The organism is Streptomonospora sediminis, from assembly GCF_054778995.1.
In genome coordinates this window covers 74,828-99,593 of sequence record NZ_BAAGYZ010000067.1, presented here as the reverse complement: position 1 = coordinate 99,593, position 24,766 = coordinate 74,828, and the positions used below count along the sequence as shown (strand labels likewise).

At 72.5% G+C, this 24,766-nt stretch carries 20 protein-coding genes; 8 read left to right on the top strand and 12 right to left on the bottom strand.

Going from position 1 to position 24,766, the window contains the following annotated elements:
• Both ACYVD5_RS13615 and ACYVD5_RS13610 read left to right on the top strand, forming a co-directional pair.
• Positions 1-1,613 (top strand): acyltransferase family protein (locus ACYVD5_RS13615; protein WP_461001383.1); only part of this gene is annotated, 1,613 nt, incomplete at its 5' end.
• A gap of 148 nt (positions 1,614-1,761) precedes the next feature.
• Positions 1,762-2,055 (top strand): YiaA/YiaB family inner membrane protein, encoded by a 294-nt coding sequence (locus ACYVD5_RS13610; protein WP_461001382.1) that lies wholly within the window; start codon positions 1,762-1,764, stop codon positions 2,053-2,055.
• A gap of 92 nt (positions 2,056-2,147) precedes the next feature.
• Here the strand turns inward: ACYVD5_RS13610 and ACYVD5_RS13605 are convergent, their stop codons facing one another.
• On the bottom strand, positions 2,148-2,324 hold the full coding sequence (locus tag ACYVD5_RS13605) for a hypothetical protein (RefSeq protein WP_461001381.1): 177 nt from the start codon (positions 2,322-2,324) through the stop codon (positions 2,148-2,150).
• A 150-nt stretch (positions 2,325-2,474) separates the two neighbouring features.
• On the opposite strand from ACYVD5_RS13605, the gene ACYVD5_RS13600 reads away from it, so the two are divergent.
• Complete coding sequence (locus ACYVD5_RS13600) at positions 2,475-5,510, top strand: Tn3 family transposase (protein WP_461001380.1); 3,036 nt, start codon at positions 2,475-2,477, stop codon at positions 5,508-5,510.
• A 34-nt stretch (positions 5,511-5,544) separates the two neighbouring features.
• Here ACYVD5_RS13600 and ACYVD5_RS13595 read toward each other — a convergent pair whose 3' ends face one another.
• The 5 genes from ACYVD5_RS13595 to ACYVD5_RS13575 form a co-directional block, all read right to left on the bottom strand.
• Positions 5,545-6,048, bottom strand: a complete 504-nt coding sequence (locus tag ACYVD5_RS13595) for a GNAT family N-acetyltransferase (RefSeq protein WP_461001379.1) — start codon at positions 6,046-6,048, stop codon at positions 5,545-5,547.
• Positions 6,045-6,695, bottom strand: coding sequence for a recombinase family protein (locus ACYVD5_RS13590; RefSeq protein WP_461001378.1), 651 nt, complete (start codon positions 6,693-6,695; stop codon positions 6,045-6,047). Before ACYVD5_RS13590 ends, ACYVD5_RS13595 begins: the two co-directional genes overlap by 4 nt.
• Positions 6,696-6,886: 191 nt before the next feature.
• Complete coding sequence (locus ACYVD5_RS13585) at positions 6,887-7,372, bottom strand: hypothetical protein (protein ID WP_461001377.1); 486 nt, start codon at positions 7,370-7,372, stop codon at positions 6,887-6,889.
• Between the two features lie 30 nt (positions 7,373-7,402).
• Positions 7,403-7,885 carry a GNAT family N-acetyltransferase gene (locus ACYVD5_RS13580; protein WP_461001376.1) on the bottom strand — a complete coding sequence of 161 codons (483 nt, stop codon included), beginning with the start codon at positions 7,883-7,885 and terminating at the stop codon, positions 7,403-7,405.
• Between the two features lie 236 nt (positions 7,886-8,121).
• Positions 8,122-8,682: a TIGR03086 family metal-binding protein gene (locus tag ACYVD5_RS13575; RefSeq protein WP_461001375.1), complete on the bottom strand. Its 561-nt coding sequence runs from the start codon at positions 8,680-8,682 to the stop codon at positions 8,122-8,124.
• Between the two features lie 173 nt (positions 8,683-8,855).
• On the opposite strand from ACYVD5_RS13575, the gene ACYVD5_RS13570 reads away from it, so the two are divergent.
• Positions 8,856-10,286 (top strand): sugar porter family MFS transporter, encoded by a 1,431-nt coding sequence (locus tag ACYVD5_RS13570; RefSeq protein WP_461001374.1) that lies wholly within the window; start codon positions 8,856-8,858, stop codon positions 10,284-10,286.
• A 44-nt stretch (positions 10,287-10,330) separates the two neighbouring features.
• Here the strand turns inward: ACYVD5_RS13570 and ACYVD5_RS13565 are convergent, their stop codons facing one another.
• On the bottom strand, positions 10,331-10,585 hold the full coding sequence (locus ACYVD5_RS13565; RefSeq protein WP_461001373.1) for a hypothetical protein: 255 nt from the start codon (positions 10,583-10,585) through the stop codon (positions 10,331-10,333).
• Between the two features lie 178 nt (positions 10,586-10,763).
• Between ACYVD5_RS13565 and pabB the strand changes: the two genes are divergently transcribed.
• Positions 10,764-12,848 (top strand): aminodeoxychorismate synthase component I, encoded by a 2,085-nt coding sequence (gene pabB, locus ACYVD5_RS13560; RefSeq protein WP_461001372.1) that lies wholly within the window; start codon positions 10,764-10,766, stop codon positions 12,846-12,848.
• 17 nt (positions 12,849-12,865) lie between these two features.
• On the opposite strand, the gene ACYVD5_RS13555 is transcribed toward pabB, so the two are convergent.
• Positions 12,866-13,591, bottom strand: a complete 726-nt coding sequence (locus ACYVD5_RS13555; RefSeq protein WP_461001371.1) for a TetR/AcrR family transcriptional regulator — start codon at positions 13,589-13,591, stop codon at positions 12,866-12,868.
• 188 nt (positions 13,592-13,779) lie between these two features.
• Here ACYVD5_RS13555 and ACYVD5_RS13550 point away from each other — a divergent pair, with 188 nt between their 5' ends.
• On the top strand, positions 13,780-15,036 hold the full coding sequence (locus tag ACYVD5_RS13550; protein WP_461001370.1) for an FAD-dependent oxidoreductase: 1,257 nt from the start codon (positions 13,780-13,782) through the stop codon (positions 15,034-15,036).
• A gap of 52 nt (positions 15,037-15,088) precedes the next feature.
• Here ACYVD5_RS13550 and eda read toward each other — a convergent pair whose 3' ends face one another.
• The 3 genes from eda to edd are packed head-to-tail and all read right to left on the bottom strand — an operon-like array spanning position 15,089 to position 18,547.
• Positions 15,089-15,727 carry a bifunctional 4-hydroxy-2-oxoglutarate aldolase/2-dehydro-3-deoxy-phosphogluconate aldolase gene (gene eda / locus ACYVD5_RS13545; RefSeq protein ID WP_461001369.1) on the bottom strand — a complete coding sequence of 213 codons (639 nt, stop codon included), beginning with the start codon at positions 15,725-15,727 and terminating at the stop codon, positions 15,089-15,091.
• Positions 15,708-16,736, bottom strand: coding sequence for a glucokinase (glk, locus tag ACYVD5_RS13540; RefSeq protein WP_461001368.1), 1,029 nt, complete (start codon positions 16,734-16,736; stop codon positions 15,708-15,710). The genes eda and glk overlap by 20 nt, the downstream gene beginning before the upstream one ends.
• Positions 16,733-18,547 carry a phosphogluconate dehydratase gene (gene edd, locus ACYVD5_RS13535; protein ID WP_461001367.1) on the bottom strand — a complete coding sequence of 605 codons (1,815 nt, stop codon included), beginning with the start codon at positions 18,545-18,547 and terminating at the stop codon, positions 16,733-16,735. Before edd ends, glk begins: the two co-directional genes overlap by 4 nt.
• Positions 18,548-18,822: 275 nt before the next feature.
• On the opposite strand from edd, the gene ACYVD5_RS13530 reads away from it, so the two are divergent.
• Positions 18,823-20,034 (top strand): ROK family protein, encoded by a 1,212-nt coding sequence (locus tag ACYVD5_RS13530; protein WP_461001366.1) that lies wholly within the window; start codon positions 18,823-18,825, stop codon positions 20,032-20,034.
• 171 nt (positions 20,035-20,205) lie between these two features.
• Here ACYVD5_RS13530 and ACYVD5_RS13525 read toward each other — a convergent pair whose 3' ends face one another.
• Positions 20,206-23,613 carry a DNA polymerase III subunit alpha gene (locus ACYVD5_RS13525; protein ID WP_461001365.1) on the bottom strand — a complete coding sequence of 1,136 codons (3,408 nt, stop codon included), beginning with the start codon at positions 23,611-23,613 and terminating at the stop codon, positions 20,206-20,208.
• 402 nt (positions 23,614-24,015) lie between these two features.
• On the opposite strand from ACYVD5_RS13525, the gene ACYVD5_RS13520 reads away from it, so the two are divergent.
• The gene (locus tag ACYVD5_RS13520) at positions 24,016-24,756 is read left to right on the top strand and encodes a metal-dependent transcriptional regulator (RefSeq protein WP_461001364.1); all 741 of its coding nucleotides are present in this window, start codon (positions 24,016-24,018) and stop codon (positions 24,754-24,756) included.
• Positions 24,757-24,766 lie beyond the last annotated feature (10 nt).

Here is a 24,766-nt window from a genome sequence, read left to right as displayed (position 1 = left end):
TGGCCGTCGAAGAACAGTTCTACCTGCTGTGGCCGCTGCTGTTCATCGGCTGGACCGCGCTGGGCGGGCGGCTGTGCCGGCTGCGGGTGATCCTGGCGGCCACCGGCGCGGTACTGGCCGTGTCGTTCGCCTTTTCTCTCGTGCTCACCGCCACCGACTCCCAGCAGGCCTATTTCCTGCCGCAGACCCGGATGTGGGAACTGGCGGTGGGCGGTGTGCTCGCGGTGGCCGCGGCCTCCACCCGTTTCCGCCTGCCGGCCCTGCTGCGCTGGGGGTTGGGCTGGGCGGGGTTGGCCGCCATCGCCTGGGCCGCCTGGTCCTACAGCGACGCCACCCCGTTTCCCGGGTGGGCGGCGGCGCTGCCGGTGCTGGGCGCGGCGGCGGTCATCGCCGCCGGCAGCAACGGCGACCGTTTTTCCTCTTACCGGCTGCTTTCCAGCGCGCCGGCGCGTTTCGGCGGCGACATCTCCTATGCGTTGTACCTGTGGCACTGGCCGGTCATCGTGTTCGCGCTCAGCCTCACCGAGTCCGAGCACCTGTCCCCGATGGCCGGGGGCTTGGCGGTGGTGGTCTCGGTGCTGCTGGCGTGGGGCACCAAGGTCGCCGTCGAAGATCCGGTGCGCCGCCTGGGGCTGCTGGTCTCCGGGCGCCGCGCCGCCGCCTTCGCCGTGGTCTCGGCGCTGGTGGTGGGGCTGCTCGCCGCGGGCCAGTTCGCCCGCTACGAGTGGTTGCGCAACACCGAGTTCGACCCGGCCGTGCACGTGGGCCCGGCCGCGTTGGCCACCTCCGAGCCCGAGGGCTCGCCCGATGAGCGCATCTACCCCTCGCCGGTGGCCGCGGGCGAGGACCTGCCCGGGGTCTACGGCGACAACTGCCAGGTGTCCCAGGCCGGCACCGAGGTGAAGTCGTGTGTGTACGGGTCGGGCGAGTCCGGTACCGAGGTCGCCGTGGTGGGCGATTCCCACGCCGCCCACTGGGTGCCGGCGGTGCGCAGTATCGCCGAGGACCGCGGTTGGCGGCTGCACACCTTCACCAAGGCCTCCTGCGCGTTCACCGCCGCCGACCTGGAGATGCCGAGTAACAGCAACCACAGCACCTATTCGGAGTGCTCCCGCTACAACGACGCCCTGATCGAGGAGTTGACCGGCGAACTGCGCCCCGACCTGGTGTTCACCAGTTCCAGTGCGCTGGTCGACAAGGCCGGGGCCGACTCCGACGACCAGGACCGCGCCCAGATCGCCGCGGGCATGGCGCGGATGTGGGAGTCGTTGGAGGACGCCGGCAGCGACATTGTGGCGATCCGCGACACGCCGACGACCTTCCCGCGGCTGCCCGAGTGCGTGTCGCGCCACGCCGCCGACCCCGGCGCCTGCGCTTCGGCGCGCGACGAGGCGTTCGAGGCAGCCGACCCACAGCTGATCGCCGCCCGCGAGACCGACGCCGATGTGCGTGTCGCCGACCTCACCGCCGAGTTCTGCCTGGGCGACACCTGCCCGCCGGTGATCGGCAATGTGCTGGTGTACCGCGATAGCCATCACATGACCGCCACCTACTCCCGGTTGCTGGCGCCGGTGCTGGAGGAGGCGGTGGCACCGGCCATCGACGGCCGCTGAGGGGCGCGCGGGGGTGGCCGTCACCATCGGTTAACGATCCCTGGAACGCCGGCGGGCGCCCGGTCCGCGCGTTGCCCGCTGCGGCGGGCGCGGACAATTGAGTACGCGTACTCTCTCGGCCCGAGCCCGGGGCGGCGACGATGGGGGCATGAGCACAGCACCGGTTCGTACTTCCACCACGTCGGCGTTTTTCGTCCAGGCCGCGCTGTCCTTCGGGGTTTCGGCCGTGGGGCTCGGGGCGGGCATCGTGTTTTTGCCCGTGGATGCCTGGACGCGGTCGTTTCTGGGGTTGGGGCTGCTCTACGTGATCACCTCGGCGTTCACGCTCGCCAAGTGCGTGCGCGACCGCCACGACGAGTCGACCCTTTCGGGGCGGGTCGACCAGGCCCGCCTGGACAAGCTGCTGGCCGAGCACGACCCGTTCAAGGTGGAAAACGCCTGAGCACTGCCACCCCACATCCTGGGCCCGCGCGCGGGCTGGTCAGGCGGCGCCTCCGGCGGGACGGGTCGGGGGCGCTTTTTGAATGCGCGGGCTCAGGCGGGCGGGTCCGCGGCCAGTAGTGCCGCTACCTCCTGCGGTTGCCAGACGCCGGCGGCACCCGGCCGGGCGGCGAGGTAGGCGGCGCTGCGCCGGGCGCTCCAGGCGTGGCCGTCGCGCAGTCCCGAGCCGATGACCCCGAGGTAGGAGGCGGCGGGCGCCGCCGCCTCCACCGCGTGGCACGGCCAGTGCGCGGTGAAGGTCAGTACCGGGTACGGGGGTCGAGGAGGATCGGTACAGGATTTAGCGGTAGATCCGTGACCTGGGCACCGGTTCGATGACGGCGCCGAGCCGGGGCCGCGCACGGCCCTAGGTTCGGGCCCATGCCGCATGAATTCCTCTCCGATGAGCAGATCGCCCGCTACGCCCGTTTCCCCGCCGAAGTCACGGTCGCGGACCTGGAGCAGCACTTCCGCCTGGACAGCGCCGCCCTGAAGGCGGCCTCGGCCAAGCGCACCCCACCCACCCGACTGGGGTGGGCTCTGCAGTGGGGCACGGTGCGCATGCTCGGCGTCTTCCAGCCCGACGCCCCCACGGCCGTGCCCGAACCGGTGATCGGCTTCGTCGCTGAGCAACTCGGCGTCGACCCCGGCTGCGCCGACGAATACCGGCGGCGCTCGCAGACCGCCTACGAGCACGCCTGGGAGATCCGCGACTCCTACGGCTACACCGACTTCGCCGACGGCGAGGAGGGCCTGCGCGCGTTCCTGGCCGCGCGGGTGTGGGCCACCGAGGAGGGGCCGCGGGCCCTGTTCGACCGGGCGGTGATGCACCTGCTGGAGAACAAGGTGCTGCTGCCCGGCCTGAGCGTGCTCTCCCGCCTGGTCTCCCAGGTCCGCAAGGAGGAGAACAAGCGGCTGCACACCGCCCTGCACGAGCGCACACCGCACCGGGTGCGCGAGGAGATGGGCGGCCTGCTCACCGTCCCCGACGGTGAGCGCGTCTCGGAGCTGGAGAACCTGCGCACCGAGCCCACCCGCACCTCCAGCCACGGCATGGTCGAGGCCCTGGACCGCACCTCGCGGATCAGGGGCGTGGGCGCCGGCCGGGTGCCGGTGGCCGACGTTCCCGCCGTCAAGCTGGACGCCCTGGCCAAGTACGGGCTCAAGTCCAAGGCCCCCACCCTGCGCGAGCTGGGCGAGCACCGCAAGACGGCGACCCTGCTGGCCACCGTCCGCCACCTGGAGACCTCCTCGGTCGACGACGCCCTGGACGTGCTGGACCTGCTGATCACCTCCCGGCTGCTCAACCGGTCGGTGCGCGAGGGCAAGGAGGACAAGCTCGCCGCCCTTCCCGGCCTGCGCTCGGCCGCGCGGCGCATGGCCTCGGCCCTTCAGGTGCTGCTGTCCACCCCGCAGGCCGAGGGCGAGCGGGTGGTGTCGCTGCCGGAGGTGTGGAACGCCATCGAGGAGGCGGTGCCGCGCGAGAAGCTCATGGAGGCGGTGGCGGCCGTTTCCGAGCAGGTGCCCGAGGACGACGACGGGGCCGCCGAGTGGCGGGCCCGGCTGGTCAAGCGCTACCGCACCGTGCAGGGCTTCATCGAGCTGCTGCTGGAGGTCATCGACTTCGACGCCACCGAGGCCGGGCACCCGGTGCTGGCCGCGCTGCGCACCGCCGCGGCCATGGCGCCCAGCCGCAAGCACTACCGGGCCGCCGACATCGCCGCCCACGCCGCGCTGACCGGCGGGACGTGGAAGCGCCCGATCTTCGCCAACCCCGAACTGGAGCCCGGCCGCATCGACAAGGCCGCCTTCATCATGTGCGCCGTGGAGCACCTGTACCACGCGCTCAAGCGGCGCGACGTCTTCGCCCGCGGCGCCGACCGGTGGGGCGACCCGCGCGCCCGCCTGCTGGACGGGGACCAGTGGCAGGCCACCCGGGACAAGGTGCTGCGCGCGCTGGGGCTGGAGGCCGAGCCCGCCGGCCACCTGGCCGAGCTGGCCTCGGCCCTGGACGCCGAGTACCACCGCGTCCTGGACGGGCTCGGATCGAACGCCGCCGTGCAGTTCGACGGCGGCCGCCTGCGCATCGAGCCCCTGGGCGCGGCCGCCGAGCCGCCGCTGATGAAGGAGCTACGCTCCCTGGTGGACGCGATGATGCCGCGCCTGGAATTTCCCGAGCTGCTCATGGAGGTGGCCGCGCGCACCGGCTTCGACCGCGAGTTCACCCACATCTCCGGCGCCGATGCGCCCATGGCCGACTTCCGGGTGAGCCTGTGCGCGCTGCTGGTGGCCGAGGCCTGCAACATCGGCCTGGTGCCGGTGGAAAAACCCGGCACCGACGCGCTCACCCGGGCCCGTCTGCAGCAGGTCGACCAGGGCTACGTGCGCGCCGAGACCATCAGCGCGGCCAACGCCCGCCTGATCCAGGCCCAGGCGGGCATCGGCATCGTCTCCACGTGGGGCGGCGGGCTGATCGCCTCGGCCGACGGCATGCGGTTCGTGGTGCCCACCACCAACCTGCATGCCCGGGCCAACCCCAAGTACTTCGGGCCGCGCAAGCGCGGGGCGACCTGGCTGAACGTGGTCAACGACCGGGTGATGGGCCTGGGCGGGCTGATGGTGCCCGGCACGTTGCGCGACTCGCTGTACATCCTGGACGCCATCCACGCCCGCGACGGCGGCGACAAGCCCGAGGTGGTCGTCACCGACACCGCCTCCTACTCCGACATCGTCTTCGGCCTGTTCGCGATCTGCGGCTACCAGTTCTCCCCGCGCATCGCCGACCTGGCCGACACGAGGCTGTGGCGCACCAACACCCGCGCCGTCTACGGGCCCCTGGATCAGATGTCGCGCCACACCGTCCACCTGGACCGCATCCGCGCCCACTGGGAGGACATGCTGCGCGTGGCCGGATCGCTGACCACCGGCGCGGTGCGCGGCTACGACCTGGTGCGCATGCTCTCCCGGGAGGGCCGCCCCACCGGGCTGGGCGAGGCCTTCGCCCACTACGGGCGCATCTTCAAGACCCTGCACCTGCTGCAGTTCCTGCACGACGAGGGCTACCGGCGCATGATCACCGCCCAGCTCAACGTCTCCGAGGGCCGCCACGGCCTGGGCCGCAAGATCTGCTTCGGCAACCGCGGCGAGCTCAAGCAGCGCTACCGCGAGGGTTTGGAGGACCAGATCGGCGCGCTCGGGCTCGCGCTCAACGCCGTGGTGTGGTGGAACTCGCTGTACATCGACGCCGCGGTCAACCGGCTGCGCGCCGACGGGTTCCCGGTCACCGAGGACATGTGCGCTCGGCTGTCCCCGCTGGGCTATGACCACATCAACTTCCTGGGCTCCTACGCCTTCCCCCATCCCGAGATCGAGACCGGGTTGCGTCCGCTGCGCGACCCCGACAGCGGCCCGGAATAGGGAGGGGCGGGCTTATCTCTTAGAACAGCGGACTTCACCCCAGACGCTTCTCGTAGCGCATAACCGGATGACAGGAGATCTCAGGCCCAAAGGTGACTCTGCCGCGCCGCTGGTACCCCCATCGCTCGTAGTAGGCCCGCAGTCTGTAGTTGGAGGCCACGCAATCCAGACGCAGCGCCTGAAACCCTGCTAGCGCTGCTGTGTCCTCCACCCATTCCAGCAGGCGGCGCCCCCAACCCTGGCCGGCGGCGTCACGTGTGACCATGAGTCCGTGCACATACCGCGCCCGAACCGGCCCCGGTTCGGGCCAAACGACTGGGTCGGCGGAGAGAACCCGGACAGAGGCCACCAGACCGGGGCAGTGGTGCACCACCCACCACTGCCCCTGATCAATCTGTCCCCTAATTTGGTCCGGCGTGACCTCGCCCGGCTCCCACTGGGCGATCCCGTTGTTTTGCTGCCATATCGCGCATTCATCGCGCAAAGCGGCGATCGCCCCAGCGTGACGCCTCTCGGCCTGGATCGGCGTCGGCTTCATGCTTCCTCCCGGATCTCAGCGCGGCTACCGCCGGAAAGCTGGGGCACATGCTTGTACAGCGTGGATCTCGACACCCCGAGCAGGCGGGCGATGGAGGAGACGCTGTTCTCGGGACGGGAGAGCAGGTCGCGGGCGTGGCGGACCTGCTCCGGTGTCATGGCCAGCGGGCGGCCCAGCCGCTTGCCGGCGGCGCGGGCGGCGTCCAGGCCCTCGTGGGTGCCCTCGACGATGAGCTCGCGGATGAACTCGGCCAGGGCGGCGAAGACGTGGAAGACCAGGCGGCCGCCGGGGGTGGTGGTGTCCAGGGCCTCGTGCAGGGAGCGGAACCCGATGTCCTCGCGGCGCAGGTCACCCACGAGGGTGATCAGGTCCTGCAGTGAGCGGGCCAGCCGGTCCAGGGCGGGCACCACCAGGGTGTCGCCGGGGCGCAGGTAGGCCATGCACGCTTTCAGCTCGGGGCGCTGGGCGTTCTTGCCGGACTGCTTGTCGGCGAAGACCTTGATGCACCCGGCTTCTTCCAACGCGCGGATCTGCCGGTCGAGCTTCTGGCCGCTAGTGGAGACCCGGGCGTAACCCACCAGCGCCCCGCCGCCGCGCGGCGGGGAGGGGGCGAGCGGATCGTCGGGGAGCGCGAGAGCGGTGTCCATACCCCGAGTGTACGAAAAAGGGTTATCTCAGAGTAGTTAGACACCCGATTTTCTCAACACGTTTTTCCAACACTCCCGGGGCCGGTTCGGCGCCCTCCGACGGCGTCCGGGGCGCCTGTCCGAGAAACGATCGATTCTCGGACAGGGCAGCGCCGCGGGGAACATCGGAACGGAATCCCGCGCTTGCACGCTCAGTCACCTGCGTGACGAAGAGTGCTACCGCTAAATCCTGTACCGATCCTCCTCGATCCCCGGTACCCGCCGAGGTCGCCGCAGTGGACGATCGTTTCGTAGCGGCCCGCGCCGAGGGTGCGGCGACCGTGCGGGGGCAGGTCGCTCAGGTCCAGGTCGGAGGCGGGGCCGCGGTACATCTCCTGGGCGGCGATGTCGCTGAACTGGCCCGCGGTGACGAGGTAGGCGCGGGCGGGTGCGGCGCCGGGCAGGTCGGGGTCGTACAGGGCCAGGCCGCCGCCCCACATGCGCGAGGCCAGCGCGAAGTAGATGCCGCCGTGCAGCCATAGGGCGCGCTGCCCGCGCGGCGGGGCGGTGTCGCGGCAGCCGGGGTTGGCGCGGCTGCCGCCGGGCGGGATGCCTCCGGTCAGGTAGCAGGTGAAGCGTTGCGGGGCCATGTTGGCGCCGAAGCTGGCGTACCACACGAGTTCGGGCGGTGGGGGCACCGGCGGGCTCCTGGGGCGCTCGGGGGGTGTTCAGGTGTCGGCGGGGGAGGGTTTGTCGTGTAGGTCGCGTTCGTAGCAGATGCTGTCGGGGCAGTCGGTGTAGGGGCCGTAGCGGGGGATGGGCAGGTAGCCGCAGCGTTCGTAGAGGCGGATGGCCTCGGGTTGTTCGCGGCCGGTTTCCAGGCGCATGCGCCGCGCGCCGCGCTGGCGGCCGGCGTCTTCGAGCGCGTTCAGCAGTGTTTGGCCGATCCGGTGGCCGCGCCATGCGGGCACGACGTACATGCGTTTGAGTTCGTAGGTGTCGGTGTCGAGGCGCCGCAGCCCGCCGCAGCCCACGACCTCGCGGGTGGCCGCTTCGGTGGCCATCAGGAACACGGCGGTGTTGGCAGATGAGGGTTTTTCGCCGGCTTCCAGGTCGCCGCCGTAGCGCTGGATGGTCTCTTGTTCCTGGTCGTGGCGGAGCCGGGCGCCGACGGGGTCGTCCCAGGGGGTTTGGTGGATCTCGATGTGCACGGCGAACCAGGATAGCCGCCTGCAGTGTGGGGCCGGCTCGGGTGCTCTGGCCTGGGGTTGTGCGGACGGGGCCGGTGCGTGGGCGGTTGCGGCGGTAGGTGGGCGTTGCGTTGGGCAGTGGGCGGGGGTGCGGCGCCGCTGGGGTGCGGCGGCGCGGTCGTTGAGCGGAGGTGAGGACGGTGGTTGTTGGGTGCGGGCCCCGGCCGCGCGGGCGGGGCCGGGGCGCCGCGGCGGGCTCAGGTGCGGCGCCCGGTCAGGGCCAGCAGCCGGGTTTGGGGGTCGGCGCCGGGGTCGACCGGTACGGGTGTGTCGAACAGGGCGCCGGCGCCGGGGGATTGCCCGCCGAGCCAGTCGAGCAGGGCGTCGACCAGGCCGGGGTCGAGTTTTTCGTCGGTGCCCACGGCGCGGGCGAGGTCCCAGGCGTGGACGCCCAGGTCGAAGGTCATTTGCCACAGGTAGGTTTCGCCGTCGGCGTCGCCGAAGGACAGGTGCACGGTGCGTTGCAAAGTGCCGGGTTGCAGCCAGGCGGCGCGGGATTCGCGTGCGGCGACTTCCCAGGTGGCGACGGGTTCTTCGCCGAGGACGTCGCCGTCGTAGCGGTCGCCGGCTTCGGCGATGTTGCCGCCGGCGAGCAGGAAGGGCACCCAGAGTTGTTCGCCGGTGAGGTGGTTGAGGAGGTCGTGGACGTCCCAGTCGGTGCAGGGTGTGGGGTCGGCCCATTGGGTGGCTTGGATGGCGCGGACTCTGCGGTCGAACTCGGACATGGCTTGGCCGTGCAGTTCCAGCAGGTCGGTCATTGTGTTCCCCCTTTTTTGGCGGTGGTGCGGGCGGTGCCGACTCCTACCCGCGGATGCGCTGGGCAATCCCGCTGCGGCGTCCGGTGCGGTGGGTGCGGTGTAGGCGGTTGTAGTCGGGCCGGTTGTGTCGGGGGCCGTGCCGCTGCGGGTGGGCGGCCCGGAAAGGAGGACGTGTGGCAAGCCCGGATCCTGAGGCGGCGCGGTCCGCCGGTGAGGTCAATATTGCGCATGTGACGCTGATCGCGGCTGCGGCGGCGATGGGCGGTTTCCTGTTCGGTTATGACAGTTCGGTGATCAATGGGGCGGTTCCGGCGATCGAGGCGGCGTTCGGTGTCGGTGCCGGGGTGACGGGGTTCACGGTGGCGGCGGCGCTGCTGGGGTCGGCGGTGGGCGCCATGGTGGCCGGGGCGATGGCCGACCGGTTCGGCCGTATCCGGGTGATGCAGGTCGCGGGGTTGCTGTTCGCGGTCAGTGCCGTTGGTTCGGCGGTGCCGTTTGCGGTGTGGGATCTGGCCCTGTGGCGGGTGGTCGGTGGTGTGGCGATCGGTATCGCCTCGGTGATCGCGCCGACCTATATCGCCGAGGTGTCGCCGCCGGCTTATCGGGGGCGGTTGGCGTCGCTGCAGCAGTTGGCGATCGTGTTGGGGATCGCGGTATCGCAGCTGGTGAATTTCGTGCTGGCGACGATTGCGGGCGGCAGTGCGAGCAACGCGTTGGGGCCGTTGCAGGCCTGGCAGTGGATGCTGGGTGTGGAGGTGTTTCCGGCGCTGTTGTACGTGGGGTTGAGCCTGGTGATTCCGGAGTCGCCGCGTTATCTGGTGCGTGTGGGCCGCGAGGCGCGGGCGCGGGCGGTGCTGTCGGAGGTCGAGGGCGGCGATGTGGAGTACCGGATCCGGGAGATCCATGCTGCGTTGGGGCGTGAGACGCGGCCGCGGTTGCGCGATGTGGTCGGCAGGTTCGGGCTGTTGCCGATCGTGTGGATCGGTATGGCGCTGTCGGCGTTTCAGCAGCTGGTGGGGATCAATGTGATCTTCTACTATTCGGCGTCGCTGTGGCAGTCGGTGGGGGTGCAGGAGAGCAATTCTCTGCTGTTGAGCCTGTTCACGTCGATCGTCAACATTGTCGGGACTTTTGTTGCGATCGGGTTGGTCGACAAGATCGGGCGCAAGCCGCTGCTGCTGATCGGGTCGGCGGGCATGGCGGTGGCGTTGGGGACGACGTCGTATGCGTTCAGCCATGCGGTGGTCAGTGGCGACCAGGCGCAGTTGCCGTTCGTGTGGGGTGCGGTGGCGCTGGCGTCGGCGAGCACGTTCGTGCTGTTTTTCGCGCTGTCGTGGGGTGTTGTGGTGTGGGTACTGCTGGGGGAGATGTTCCCGTTGCGGATCCGCGCGGCTGCGATGGCGGTGGCGACGGCGACGCAGTGGGTGGCGAACTGGCTGGTGACGGTGACGTTCCCGAGTTTGCGGGATTGGAGCCTGCCGGGCACCTATGTGGTGTACACGGTGTTCGCGGTGGTGTCGTTCGTGTTCGTGTGGTGGTTCGTCGCTGAGACGAAGGGGCGCACGTTGGAGTCGATGGGGCGCCAGGAGGGCGCCGCGGCGTGACTGCGGGGCCGGTGCCGTCGGGGCGGGGTGGCGGCCGGGCCGTTTCAGGCGACCAGGTCGAAGCCGCTGCGGCCGAGGTCGGCGGTGATGCGGTCGGCGACGTCCTGGAGGGCGGCGGGGGTGGGTACGACGCCTTCGGCCAGCAGCAGGTCGCGGGAGTAGACCTCGCGTTCGGCGCCGTTGACTCCTGCGCGGGGGCATACGCGTACGGTGCCCTCGGTCGAGACGGCGATGACCGCGTCGGTGGTGGCGTGCATCAGGGTCGCCAGAGGGCGGTAGAGGCGGGAGGGGGCGTGCATGGGTCCTTCCGGGAGTGCGGGGGTGGCCAGTGTCTCAGCGCCGCACCGAAACCGGGGTATCGGACAGCACTGATCGGGGGTTATCCGCGTTCTGGAACCACCGGGGGTGGTCCCGGCTGCGGGGTGCCGGCGGGCGCGGCCGTAGTCTGGGCCGCCCCGACCGGAGATCCGAAGACGCATGCGCCTGCTGCTCGTGGACAACTACGACTCCTACACCTACAACCTGTTCCAGCTGATCGCCGCGGTGGCCGGCACCGAACCCGAGGTGGTGGCCAACGACGATGCGCGCCTGCTCGCAGCGGGCGGGCAGGGCTATGCCGCCGCGGTGGTCTCGCCGGGGCCGGGCCACCCCGCCCGCCCGGGCGATTCGGGGCTGGTGGGTGCGGCGCTGGCGTCGGCGCCCGAGCTGCCGGTGCTGGGGGTGTGCCTGGGCCACCAGGCGCTGGTGCACCTGGCCGGCGGTCTGGTCGCGCCGGCGCCGCGGCCGCGCCACGGCCACCTCAGCCGTATCCGCCACCGGGGCGAGGGGCTGTTCGCTGGGTTGGCGCAGGATTTCACCGCGGTGCGGTACCACTCGCTGGCGGTGCGCGAACCGCTGCCGGGCGGGTTCGCGGCAACGGCGTGGGCCGAGGACGGTGTCGTCATGGCGGTGGAGCACCGCGTGCTGCCGCGGTGGGGGGTGCAGTTCCATCCCGAGTCGGTGGCCGGGGAGCTGGGGCGCGAGCTCATCGCGAACTTCCTGGGTCTGGCCGGGTGCGGCCGCTCGCCCGCTCCGCCCTTGCGGGCGGTGGAGCCGGGCGCCGGTGCGGTCGGTGGGCCACGCCGCACCGCGGCCGCGGCGGGTGGTGGGCCCGCCGCGCCCGGGCCGCTGCACGTGCGGACTTTGGCGGGTGCGGCCGATGCCGAGGCGGTCTTTGCCCGGCTGTATGCCGATAGCCCCTATGCCTTCTGGTTGGACAGCAGCCGCGCCGGCCCCACGGCCCGTTTCTCGTTTCTGGGCGATGCCGGCGGCCCCCGCGCAGAGGTGCTGACCTACCGCGTGGGCGAGGGCGGGGTGGCCGTGGCCGAGCCGGGCGGGCCTGTGGTGCGGCGCGAACCCGGCACGATCTTCGAGGCCCTGCGGCGGCGCACTCCGGCCCGGCCCAGCCCGTGCAGCGGGTTGCCGTTCGACTTCACCGGCGGCTATGTGGGCTATTTCGGCTATGAGCTCAAGGCCGATTGCGGCGGTGCGGCTGCGCACCGCTCGGCCGAGCCCGATGCGGTGTGGTTGCGCTGCGACCGGCTGGTGGCCCTCGACCACGCCTGCGGCCGCACCTATGTGCTGGCGCGGGGGCCCGGCGCCGGCGGCTGGGTCGAGCGCACCGCCGCGGTGCTGGAGCGGTTGCATCCGCTGCCCGAACCCGAACCCGAACCCGAACCCGGTGCCGGATCCGGGCCGGGCGGTGATCTGGAGCCGCTGCTGGAGCGCAGCCGCGAGGGGTACCTGACCGATGTCAAACAGTGCCTGGATCTGCTGGCCCAGGGCCAGAGCTATGAGATCTGCCTGACCAACCGGCTGCGCACGGCGGCGCGCGGCGAGGAGTTGGCGTTCTACCGGCGGTTGCGCCGCGCGGCCCGGGCGCCGTATGCGGCGCTGCTGCGGTTGGGGCCGATGGCGGTGCACAGCGCCTCGCCCGAGCGGTTTTTGCGGATCGGCCCCGACGGCGATGCCGAGAGCCGGCCGATCAAGGGCACGGCGCCGCGCAGTGCCGATGCCGCGCTGGATGCCCGCCGCGCCCGGGAGTTGCGCACCGGCGCCAAGACCCGCGCCGAGAACCTGATGATCGTGGATCTGCTGCGCAACGATCTGGGCCGGGTGTGCGAGGTGGGCAGTGTGCAGGTGCCGCGGTTCATGTTCACCGAGTCCTACAGCACGGTGCACCAGTTGGTCTCGGCGGTGCGGGGCCGGCTGCGCGGCGATGTGCATCCGGTCGAGGCGGTGCGGGCGTGTTTTCCGGGCGGGTCGATGACGGGCGCGCCGAAGCTGCGCACCATGGAGATCATCGACCGGTTGGAGGCCTCGGCGCGGGGGGTGTACTCGGGTGCGCTGGGCTACTTCTCGTATCAGGGCACCGCTGATCTGAGCGTTGTCATCCGTACGGCCGTGCGCGGCGGCGGTGTGCTCACTGCGGGGGCCGGCGGGGCGGTGGTGCTGGATTCGGTGCCGGGCGAGGAGTACGCCGAGATGCTGCTCAAGGCCGCCGTGCCGCTGAGCGGGGGGTGAGCCGGGCCCGGCCGCGGTCAGGCAAGGTGGGTTTCGGGCAGGTCGCCGGTGAGGTAGTGCTGGAGGTTGGGGGCCAGCAGCGCGATCAGGTCGTCGAAGGCGAGTGAGGCGATCGGTTCGACGGCCACCACGTGGCGGGCCACGGCCGCGCCGACGAGGTGGGTGGCGGCCAGTACGGCGCGCAGCCGGGCGCGGTCGGGGTCCTCGCCCAGCCGGGTGGCGATCTCGTGGATGATGCGGGTTTGCAGGAAGTCGCGCAGCAGGCCGGCGGCCTGGTCGGTGGTCAGCGTGGCGCGGATCATGGCTTGGAGCGCGTCGCTGGTGTCGGGGTCCTCCCACAGGCCCAGGTAGGCGCGGGCGAAGCGCTCGCCGAGTTCTTCACGCGGGGCGTCGAAGGCTTCGCCGAGCCGGTGGGGGACCTCGGCGGGCAGGTGCAGGGTGGCGGCGAAGAGTTGGTCCTTGGTGCCGTAGAAGTGCCGGACCAGGGCGGGGTCGACGCCGGCCTGGGCGGCGATGCCGCGGAAGGTGGCGCCGGCGTAGCCCTTGGCGGCGAACTGCCGGCGGGCCGCGGCCAGGATGGCCTCTTTGGTGCCGCTGCGGCCGGGCCGGCGCCCGCCGGGCCGGCCGCCGTTGCCTCCGTTGGCCTCGTTGCCGGCGTTGTGTCCGGTTGCGCCGTTCTGCCCGTCCTCCTCGGCCGCCGGAGCCGCCTGGGCCGCCTGGGCTGCGGTCTCGTCCGCGGCCATGGTGCCTCCCCACGAATTCTGTGTATGGGGAATTTTAGCTCCGCCTGGTGGGTGGTGGTGCAGGCGTGCATGCGGCGGCCGGTGATGCCCGCTCATAATTCCCCATCTGTTGACATCTACGTCTGTGGAATTCTACGTTTGGGGAAATAGCTCGCGCACCCCTGCATCGAGAACAAAGGAGTTCAGCGATGAGCGAGACGACCACCTGCGCGATCATCGGCGGCGGCCCGGCCGGCATGATGCTGGGCCTGCTGCTGGCCCGCGCCGGCGTGCAGACCACCGTGCTGGAGAAGCACGCCGACTTCCTGCGCGACTTCCGCGGCGACACCGTCCACCCCACGACCATGGACATCCTCGACGAGCTCGGTCTGGGCGAACGCTTCGCCGCCCTGCCCCAGAGCAGGATCGAACGGCTGTCCTTCGACACCGGCCGGGCAGGGCGGCTGACCGTGGGCGACTTCACCCGCCTGCGGGCCGCCCACCCCTACATCGCGATGGTCCCCCAATGGGACCTGCTCACCCTGCTCGCCGGCGCCGCAGCCCAGGAGCCCGCCTTCACGCTGCGCATGAGCACCGAGGCCACCGGCCTGCTGCACACCGGCGCCCGCGTCGCCGGCGTGTCCTACAGCGGCCCCGAGGGGCCCGGCGAACTGCGCGCCGATGTGACCGTGGCCTGCGACGGCCGCTGGTCCATGGCCCGCGGCGGGCTGCCCGTGCGCCGCTACCCGGTCGCCTTCGACGCCTGGTGGTTCCGCGTGCCCGTGCCCGGCGCCGTCGCCCCGCGGCTGATCCCGCGCTTGGGCGGCGGGAAACTCATCGTGCCCATACCCCGCGACGGCTACCTGCAGGTGGCCTACATCGGCCCCAAAGGCACCGACGCCGACCTGCGCACCCGCGGTGTTGCGGCGCTGCGCAGCGAGGTCGCCGCGCTGATGCCCGACATCCCCGGCGGGGAGCCTGCCGGGCCGGTGTCCATGGACGACGTCAAGCACCTGGACGTGCGGGTGGACCGGTTGCGGCGCTGGCACCGCGAGGGCCTGCTGTGCATCGGCGACGCCGCCCACGCCATGTCGCCGATGGGCGGGGTGGGCATCAACCTCGCGATCCAGGACGCGGTGGCCGCCGCCGCCCTGCTCGCCGGCCCGCTGAAAAACGGGCGGGCCACCGCCCGGCGGCTGGCCGCCGTCCGGCGCCGGCGCCGGGTGCCCACCGCCGCGGTCCAGGCCCTGCAGCGGGTGCTGCACAAGCGGGTGGTGGGTCCGGTCCTGGCGGGCGGGGCCCCGGCGCCGCCGGCGCTGCTGGCGGCGGCGGTCAGGGCGGTGCCGCGGCTTTCGGCCCTGCCGGCGTATGTGATCGGGGTGGGCCTGCGCCCCGAGCACGCCCCCGCCTTCGCCCGGCGCCGGCCCCGGCCGGTGGCCAAGCAGGACACCGGCGCACCGCAGTGATCAAGCAGAAACGCCCGGAATCAACGGGCGTTTCCGCATGACCGCCGTCAACTCAGGCCGCGGGCCGCAGCGCGGCCGCCGTACGCGCCAGGGCCTCGACGCGGGCCCAGTCGCCGGCGGCCACGGCATCGGCGGGGGTCAGCCACGTGCCGCCCACGCAGCCGACGTTGGGCAGAGCCAGGTAGTCGGCGGCCGAGTCGGGCGTGATGCCGCCAGTGGGGCAGAACCGCACCTGCGGCAGCGGCCCGGCCAGCGACTTCAGGTAGGCCCGCCCGCCCGCCGCCTCGGCGGGGAAGAACTTCATCGCCTCGGCGCCGCGTTCCAGCAGGCCCATGGCCTCTGAGGCCGTGGCCGCACCCGGCAGCGACGGCAGCCCGGTCTGGATCATGGCCTCGTGCAGGTCGGCGGTTGCGCCGGGGGAGACGAGGAAACCGGCCCCGGCCTTGGCGGCGGCCCGGGCCTGGGCGGGGGTGGTCACGGTGCCGGCGCCCACCGCGGCCTCGGGCACCTCGGCGGCGATCCGCTCGATGGCGCCGAGCCCGGCGTCGGTGCGCAGAGTCACCTCCACGGCCGGCAGGCCGCCGCGGGCCAGCGCCCTCGCCAGCGGGACGGCGGCCTCAACGTCGGTGAGGACGACGACGGGCACCACCGGCGCCAGGCCGAAGAGGTCTTCACTGCTGCGCGGGTACATCTGCGCCTCCTTGGACGGGGGTCGGGCACTGGTCGAGCCGGGCGGCCGCGCCCAGTAGCGCCGGGTCGGGCGCCACGATCAGGTTCGTGGCGATGCCTTCGAGGTAGGCCGACATGGGCGGTTTGTCGTCGAAGCGGCGCCGGAAGCCGCTGGAGCGCACCACCGGGATGATACGCGGCAGGATGCCGCCGCCCAGGAACACCCCGCCCGTGGCGCCCAGGGTCAGCGCCGTGTTGCCGGCGAAGGACCCCAGCAGCCCGCAGAACACCTCCAGTGTCTCGGCGCAGCGCGGGTCGCCGTGTGCGCCGGTGCAGATGTCGGCGGCCGAGCGGTGTTGGGGCTGTTCGCCGCGCAGGCGGGCCAGCGCCGCGTGCAGCCGAGACAGGCCCGGCCCGCACAGCAGGTGTTCGGCGCTGACCGGGCCGCCCTGTTCGGCGGCGAGCAGGGCCACCACGTCGCGTTCGCGTTGCTCGCAGGCGGGCACGTCGACGTGGCCGCCTTCGCCGGCGATGGGCACCCACCCGCCGGCGGCGGGTAGCAGCCCGGCCACGCCCAGCCCGGTGCCCGGGCCCAGCACCGCCATGGGTTTGCCGGGGGCCGGCGCCGGCCCGCCCAGCCCGGCCAGGTCGCCGCCGCCCAGCCGCGGCAGCGACAGGGCCAGGGCGGCGAAGTCGTTGAGGACTTCCAGGTGGTCCAGGCCCAACTGGAGGCGGGTGCCTTCGGCGGAGAAATCCCAGTGGGAGTTGGTCAGGCGGATGCGGTCGCCGCTGACGGGCCCGGCCACGGCCACGCACGCCGCACTGGGCCGGGCGGGCGCACCGGGCTCATCGGTCTGGGCCAGATAGGCGCGGGCGGCGGCGGCGAGGTCGGCGTGGGCGGCGCCCTCCAGGCGGCGGATGCGGGCGGGCCGGGCGCCCGGCGCTTGGACCAGCCCGAACCGGGCGTTGGTGCCGCCGATGTCGGCGACCAGCCAGGGGCGCTGGGGTGTGGGCGGTTGCAGCCGGCTCATCGCAGCGGCCCGAACACGCCGGCGCCCTGCTCGGCCGGGCCCACGGCCTGGCGGAAGGCGGTGAACAGTTCGCGGCCGGTGCCGGTGGAGGAGTCCACACTCGGGGACTCGGCGGGGCGGGCGTCCAGGTCGGTGTCCAGGACCTCCAGGATGCCGGCGGCGGCGTCCAGGCGCACCCGGTCGCCGTCGCGCACGCGGGCCAGCGGCCCGCCGGCGGCGGCTTCGGGACTGACGTGGATGGCGGCGGGCACCTTGCCCGAGGCGCCCGACATGCGGCCGTCGGTGACCAGGGCGACCTTGTGGCCGCGGTCCTGCAGCACGCCCAGCGGCGGGGTGAGTTTGTGCAGTTCGGGCATGCCGTTGGCGCGGGGGCCCTGGAAACGCACGATCGCGACCAGGTCGCCGTCGAGTTCGCCGGCGGTGAAGGCCTCCTGCAGTTGGGCTTGGCTGTCGAAGACCCGGGCGGGCGCTTCGACGGTGTGGCGCTGGGGTTCCACGGCCGAAACCTTGATGACGGCGCGGCCCAGGTTGCCGCCGACCATGCGCAGTCCGCCGTCGGCGCCGAAAGGCTCGGCGGTGCCGCGCAGCACGGTGGTGTCGGTGCTGTGGGCGGGCTCGTCGTCGAAGGCCACGCCGGTGCCGGTGAGCCGGGGGCGGCGGCGGTAGCCCGACAAGCCGCCTCCGGCGAGGGTGGCGACGTCCTCGTGCAGCAGTCCGGCATCGAGCAACTGGCCGATCAGGTAGGCCATGCCGCCTGCGGCGTGGAACTGGTTGACGTCAGCGGAGCCGTTGGGGTACATGCGGGCCAGCAGCGGCACGGCCTCGGACAATGCGGCGAAGTCGTCCCAGGTCAGTTCGATTCCGGCGGCCTGGGCGACCGCCACCAGGTGCAGGGTGTGGTTGGTGGAGCCGCCGGTGGCCAGCAGGGCGACCACGGCGTTGACGATGGCGCGTTCGTCGATGACCTCGCCCACGGGTGTGTAGCGCTCGCCCAGGGCGGTGTTGGCGGTGACGGCGCGCCCGGCCTCGGCGGTCAGCGCCGTGCGCAGCGGACTGGTGGGCTGCTCGAAGCTGGCGCCGGGCAGGTGCAGGCCCATGACCTCCATGAGCATCTGGTTGGAGTTGGCGGTGCCGTAGAAGGTGCAGGTGCCCGGTGCGTGGTAGGCGGCCGATTCGGCCTGCAGCAGTTCGCCGCGGTCGGCTTTGCCTTCGGCGAAGCGCTGGCGGACCTTGGCCTTTTCGTTGTTGGGCAGGCCCGAGGGCATCGGGCCGGCGGGCACGAACGCCACCGGCAGGTGCCCGAACGACAGGGCGCCGATCAAAAGGCCCGGCACGATCTTGTCGCACACGCCCAGCATCAGCGCGCCGTCGAACATGTCGTGGGACAGGGCCACGGCGGTGGCCATGGCGATGACGTCGCGGCTGAACAGCGACAGTTCCATGCCGGCGCGGCCCTGGGTGATGCCGTCGCACATCGCCGGTACCCCGCCGGCGAACTGGGCGACGCCGCCGGCCTGGGCGACGGCGTCCTTGAGTTGGGCGGGGTAGTCGGCCAGGGGCTGGTGGGCCGAGAGCATGTCGTTGTAGGCCGACACGATCGCGATGTTGGGTTTGACCGCACCGCCCAGGGCGAGTTTGTCGGCCGGTGAGCAGGCCGCGAAGCCGTGGGCGAGGTTGGTGCAGCCCAGCCCGGTGCGGGCGGGGCCCTGGGCGGCGGCCGCGCGGGTGCGCTCCAGGTAGGCGCTGCGGGTGTCGGCGCTGCGTTGGGCGATGCGGCGGGTGACATCGGCGATGCGGGCGTGCGGGCTCATCGAGCGGGCTCTCCACTTCGTGGCGGGGCGGCCGGCGGGCTGGGGGTGCGGCACAGGGGGGCGGGGGTGCCGGCGGTGCGGGCCGCGGGGCGGCCCAAGGCCGCCGGGGTCGGGGTAGCGGGGCAGGCGGGCCGCGGGGGTGGCGGGCCCGCGTGCAGGGACTCTGGCAACATAGCGGGCACTTGTGACATGCCACAAGCCCAACTTCTGCACATTTGATGACAAAAGTGCACAAGTTAACGCGGTATGGGGACGCAACCGTGCTTCAATGGGGCATGCCCCGCAGCAAGGCGGCATCGGCCGCCCCCGCCTCCAGCGGCCACGTGCTGGAGCTCATCCGCACCGGCGCGGCCGCCACCCGCAGCGACATCGGGCGCCTCACCGGCCTGTCGCGCCCCGCGGTGGCGCTGCGCATCGACGAACTGCGCGGCTTCGGCCTGGTCACCGAGGGCGCCGCCGCGCCCTCCAGCGGCGGGCGCCCGCCGGCCCGGCTGGAGTTCAACGCCGCCGGCGGCGTGGTGCTGGCGAGTGCGCTGGGTGTGTCTGCCAGCCAAGCGGCGGTCTATGACCTGGGCGCAAACCTGCTGGCCGCCACCAGCGGCGCACCCCGCATCGAGGAGGGCCCCCACGCTGCGGTGCCCTGGCTGCTGGAGACCTGGCAGCACCTGCTGGAAGGCTGCGGGCGCGGCGCCGGCGACGTGCGCGGCAGCGCCATCGGCGTGCCCGGCACCGTCGAGTTCGCCACCGGCCGTTCGGAGACCCCGCCGGTGCTGGCGAGCTGGGCCGGCATTGAGATCGCACCGCTGGTGGCCGAACGTTTCCCCGCGCCCGTCCTGCTCGACAACGACGTCAACCTGATGGCGCTGGGCGAGCACCGGTCGGTGCACCCCGGCGCCGGCGACCTGCTGTTCGTCAAGGCCTCCACCGGGATCGGCGCCGGGGTGGTGGCCGGCGGTGCGCTGCTGCGCGGTGCGCTGGGCGCGGCCGGGGAGATCGGGCACATCCCGGTGCGCGACGGGGCCGGCGCCGCCTGCCGCTGCGGCAACACCGGCTGCCTGGAGGCCCTCGCCGGGGGCCCGGCGCTGCTGGCGGAGATGGCCGAGCGGGGCCGGGCGGTGGCGGGGGTGGCCGAGCTCGCCGAGCTGGCCCGCCAGGGCGACGCCGACGCCGTGGGGCTGGTGCGCCAGGCCGGGCGGCGCCTGGGCGAGGTGCTGGCCGGCGCGGTGAACCTGCTCAACCCCGAGGTGATCGTGCTGGGCGGGCTGCTGGGCCGGGCCCACGACCACCTGGTGGCCGGGGTGCGCGAGGTCGTGTTCCGCCGCTGCACCGCCCTGGCCACCCGCCAGTTGCGGATCGTGGCCGCGCGCGGCGGCGAGCAGTCGGGGCTGGGCGGCGGCGCCGCGCTGGTACTGGACCGCATCCTGGCGCCCGAGGCCGTCAACGCCCGCATCGCCGGGGCGGGCCAAGTCCTGTTTAATAGGCCCTGATCGATCGGGACTGCCCGCGTGCCGGTGCCCTGTGCAGCAGCCAGGCCCCCGGGTGGCGGGGGCGCGCGGTCACCGACCCTGCAGAAATGCCCGGAATTCAACGCTGGGACCGGCATTTCTGCATGATCATCAACGGGAAAGCAGCGCCCCGGCCCCGGCCCGGACTCGGCGCTACCGCCCGGCGCTGCCTTGGCTGGCGTGCCAGAGTTTGCGGGGTGCGGCGGCGGCGCCGGTGCCGGCCGGTGCGATGTCGGCGTAGGTGGACAGTTCGTAGCCGTTGGCGTAGCGGATCCGCGGCCCGCCCACGCCGCTGACCGGGACGCTGGTCTGCGGGCGCTGCAATTGTTCGCGCAGCGCCGCGGCGGCGCCGGTGCCGCCGCCGTACCAGGTGCGCGCCAACTCCTCCAGGTCGTAGGCGTGGGTGGCGTTGACGGTGGCCATGCCCGCGCCCGCACGGCGCACTTTGCCGCGTACCGCCAGCAGCCAGGAGCCGAAGACGGTGGCGGCGCAGCGCTGCTGTACCGATTCGAAGAACGTGAGGTCGATCAGCCCGGTGGCGTCGTCCAGTGTGGTGAAGATGATGCGCTGGCCCGAGCGTACGGCGGGGGTCTGGGTGGCCACTTTCACTCCCAGCACCAGTACCTCGGTTCCGGGCGGGACCGCGGCCAGGTCGCGGGCGCGCACCGCGCCGCCGATGGCGCCCAGTGCGGCGGTCAGTTCCGTGTAGCAGTCCAGCAGGTGGCGGGAGGCGTCATAGCCCAGCACCTCAAGTTCGGCTTGGACCTGTTCGTGCGGTGTCATCGGCACCAGCCCGGTGCGGTGGGGCCCTTCGGCGGCTTCCAGCGCGATGGGCAGTTGGCCGCCGCCCAGCGGCCGGCGGGTCGCGCGGTCCAGGGCGCTCACCCGCAGCAGCAAATCGCGGCGGGTGGGGCCGCCGGGCGGGGCGGGTTCTTGGCCGCCGGTGCCCGCGCCGCCGGTTTCGGAGGTGATGTTGTAGAGGGCGTCGAAGGCGCCCACCTGCACCAGTCCTTCCAGTACGCCGCGGGAGGGGCGGGCGCGGTTGGCGACGTCGTTCAGCGAGGAGTAGGGGCGTCCGGCCACCAGCGCCTCCACTTCGGCGTCGGTGATGCCTTTGACGTCGGCGAGCGCGGCGCGGATGCCCAGCCTGCCCTGCGGTGCGGGTTCGACCTGCCAGTGGCGGCCGGAGCGGTTGATGTCGGGGCCCAGGACCGGCACGCCGAAACGGCGGGCGTCGTCGATGATGGCGCGGCGCGGGTACATGCCCGGGTCGTGGGTGAGGACGCCGGCGTAGAAGGCCGCCGGGTGGTGGCGTTTGAGCCAGGCCGACTGGTAGGTGGGCAGCGCGAACGCTGCGGCGTGGGCCTTGCAGAACCCGAACGCGCCGAAGGCCGAGAGGATCTGCCAGACCTCCTCGATGACCTGCTCGCTGTGGCCGCACTCGCCGGCCATGGCCGTGAAGCGTTCGCGGACCTGTTCTTTGCCGGCGTCGGTGCCCAGGCGGCGGCGCATCGCCTCGGCCTGGTCGAGGCCGCAGCCGGTCATGGCGTGCAGTACTTCGTCGACCTGTTCGTGGAAGATGACCACTCCGCCGGTGTCGGCGAGCATTTCGGTCAGGACCGGGGTGGGGGCGCGGGGGGTGCGTTCGCCGTTGCGGACGGCGATGAAGGGGGTGATCATGTCGCTGTTGACCGGGCCGGGCCGGAACAGGGAGATGTCGGCGATGAGGTCGTCCATGCCGGCCGGGCGCAGCCGGCTGAGGAGTTCGCGCTGGCCGGGCGATTCGATCTGGAAGCAGCCCAGGGTGGCCGAGGAGGCGGCCATCGCGTAGGTGGCGGGGTCGTCGGCGGGTAGCGCGTCGAGGTCGATGCGGGTGTTTTCGGTGCGTTCGGCCTCGCTCAGCGCGTGGGTCATGGCCGACTGCATGCGCACCCCGATGACGTCGAGTTTGATCAGGCCCATTTCTTCGACGTCGTCCTTGTCGTACTGGACCATGTCGTAGCCGATGCGGCTGGGTTCCAGCGGTGCGCGGTCGCGCAGGGAGGCGTCGGAGACGACGATGCCGCAGGGGTGCAGCGCGATGTGGCGGGGCAGCCCGTCCAGGCGTTCGGCCAGCCTGAACAGGGTCTGCACCGGGTAGTCGGCCAGGCCGCCGGAGCGCAGTTCGGGCAGGTCGGTGCTTGCCGAGCGGATCTGGCGGGCGCGGATGTGGGGGAAGGCCTTGGCCAGCACGTCGATCTCCTGGGGCGGGATGCCCATGACCGAGCCGACGTCGCGGATGGCGCTGCGGGCGCGGTAGGTCTCCATCATCGATACGCAGGCGGCGTCGGGGTAGGCCTCAAGGATCACCTGGTAGGCGTCCAGGCGGCGGGCCGATTCCACGTCCAGGTCGATGTCGGGCAGTCCGGTGCGGCTGTCGGTGAGGAAGCGTTCCATCAGCAGCCCGTGGGCCAGGGGGTCCACGGCGGAGATGCCGATGAGGTGGTTGACCAGGCTGCCGGCGCCCGAACCGCGGATGGAGCAGCGGATGCCCTGTTCGCGGATGCGGTGGGCGATGTCGGCGACGGTCAGGAAGTAGGCGGAGAACCCTTTGCGTTCGATGGTTTCGAGTTCGCGGGCCAGGCGGGAGCGGGCGCGCTCGTCGTTGTCCAGGCCGCGCCGGGCCATGCCTTCGCGGCAGGTCAGCCACAGCCGGTCGCGGGCGGCGGGGATTTCGGGCAGGTGGGGGCGGTCCATGCCCAGGTCGGTGCCGGGGTCCAGGCGGCAGGAGGCGGCAAGGGCGCGGGTGCGGGCCAGCAGCCGGCGCACGGCGGTGCGGTCGGGGCCGCAGATCCGTTCGGCGACTTCGGCCATTTCGGCGGTGCTTTTCAGGTAGGCCTGGCCGCCGCCGTGTTCGGGCGGCGCGTCGCCGCCGCCGGGCAGCCAGCGGCGGGCTTCGTCCAGGACGCGGGCGACCTCGGCGCCGGAGCGGCGGGGGTAGCGTACGGCGTTGCCCAGCACCGCCAGGGTGCGGGTCTCCTCGGCCAGCCGCAGCATCGCGGTGGCCCGGCGGTGCTGGCCGGGCCCGTAGTGGTCGACCAGTTCGACGGCGGTTTCGGCGATCTCGCGCCAGCGGTCCAGGCACCGGCGGGCGCGCTGGAGGTGGTGCTGGGCCGCGGCCAGGCCGACGTCGGATTCGGGCCCGGCGAGGACGACCAGCCCGTCGGCGTGGGCGGCCAGTGCCCTGCGGGAGACGGCGGGCACCCCGCGCGCCCCTTCGGCGTGGGCGGCACTGACCAGCCGGCACAGCGATGCCCAGCCGGTCCGGCCGCGGGCCAGGACCGTGATCCGGCCGCCTTGGGGGGCGGCCACGGCAAGGTTGGCGCCCAGGACGGGGGCGATTCCGGCCGCCGTGCAGGCGCGCACGTGTTTGACGGCGCCGTAGAGGCCGTCGCGGTCGGTCAGCGCGAGCATGTCCATGCCCAGTTCGGCGGCGCGCTCCACCAGTTCGTGCGGTGGCGCGGTGCCGTGGCGCATCGACGCCGCCGAGGCGGTATCGAGGTGGACGAAGGCGTCGGCCATCAGCGGCGGCCTTTCCGGTGCGCCGCTGCGGCGAGGTGCGGTGTGGCCATGGTTTCCCCCCGTTGCTGCGGCCAGGGCGGCGCGGTTTGGCGCACGCCCGGGGAAGACAGGCCGAAATCCGAAACTTTTGCCGAACAGGTCGAACACTTGTACGACTTACGTGGAATGCTACCGCACGGATGATCATGGATAAAACCGTGACCTGGTAAAACATTCGCCGCGGTTGCCGTCCGGTGCCGCAGAGGGCGCGGCGGCGGGGGTTCCACTCCGGTGCGGCGGCGGGCACGTGGCCCAGGCCGCGCCCCGCGGCGCGGCACCGCTCATGCGCACGGGTGGCGCGCGGGTGCGGTGTTGGTTCGTTGGGGCCGCGCCGCGGGGCGCGGGCGCGATACCGTGGCGATCATGGGGAACGCATCCGAGCGGCCGTCCACCTCGGTCGAGGACTACGTCAAAGTCATATACGACCTGCAGGAACGCGGTTCCGGTCCGGTGACCATCTCGGCGATGGCCGAGCGGCTGTCGGTGTCCAACTCCTCGGTGTCGGGGATGCTGCGCAAGCTCGGTGAGCTGGGGCTGGTGTCCCACCGCCGCTACGGCGCCGTCCACCTGACCGAAACCGGCGACAAGGCCGCGCTGGCGGTGCTGCGCCGCCACCGGCTGCTGGAGACCTACCTGGTCGAGGCGCTGGGCTACTCCTGGGACGAGGTCCACGACGAGGCCGAGATCCTCGAACACGTGGTCTCCGACCGGTTCGTCGACCGCATCGCCGAGCACCTGGGCGATCCCGCCGTCGACCCGCACGGCGACCCCATCCCCTCCCGCGAGGGCCGCGTCCCCGAACGCACGACCCAACTGCTGTCGGCGGCCGAGGCCGGTACGACCGGGGTGATCGTGCGGGTCAACGACTCCGACCCCGATCTGCTGTGCCACCTCGCCGAGCAGGAGATCGGGATCGGGATGCCCATCGAACTGGTGGAGCGCCGGCCCTTCGGCGGGCCGCTGATCGTGCGCATCGGCGCGCCCGGGGCCCAGCGCGAGCAGGCGCTGGGCCTGCTGGCCGCCGAGGCGCTGTGGATCGCGCCGGCCCGCGAGGACGACCCGCACGGCCACCACGGCGGCGACGGGCACCAGCCCACCGGGTAGGGCCCGGCCC